Here is a 325-nt window from a genome sequence, read left to right as displayed (position 1 = left end):
TCTCCATGGTGAACAAAGAGGTGGAGGTACAGGAGGTCGACGACACCATCGCGACGGGCGACCCCGGATACGTGGCACTGGACCGGACCACCGGAACATACCGCCAGCTCGACGTCAGCGACCCGGTCCTGAGACACGCACCGGACGGCCGGACGATCGCGGTGCTGGGGCCCAGAGGCCGGCTCGCCCTCGTGGACACGACTGTGGGCCGCGCGTTAGCCGATCACGACATCGTTCCGGACTGCCCGGCCGGATAGTTCTTCACCTGGCTGCCGAACGGCCGGGAGGTGGCGGGGCCGCGCAATGACTTCGACGCGGGGCGCCA

General features: G+C 68.6%; 1 protein-coding gene. It reads left to right on the top strand.

The window, feature by feature from the left end; all coding sequences use genetic code 11:
* On the top strand, nt 1-257 hold a 257-nt coding region (locus WH85_RS46370; protein ID WP_211275669.1), incomplete at its 5' end, for a hypothetical protein.
* Between the last annotated feature and the right edge of the window lie 68 nt (nt 258-325).

This window comes from Actinoplanes rectilineatus, from assembly GCF_000962825.1.
In the GTDB taxonomy this organism is placed as follows: Bacteria; Actinomycetota; Actinomycetes; order Mycobacteriales; family Micromonosporaceae; genus Actinoplanes; species Actinoplanes rectilineatus.
The sequence above is the reverse complement of the archived record's forward strand: the minus strand, read 5'-3'. Positions and strand labels throughout refer to the sequence as shown.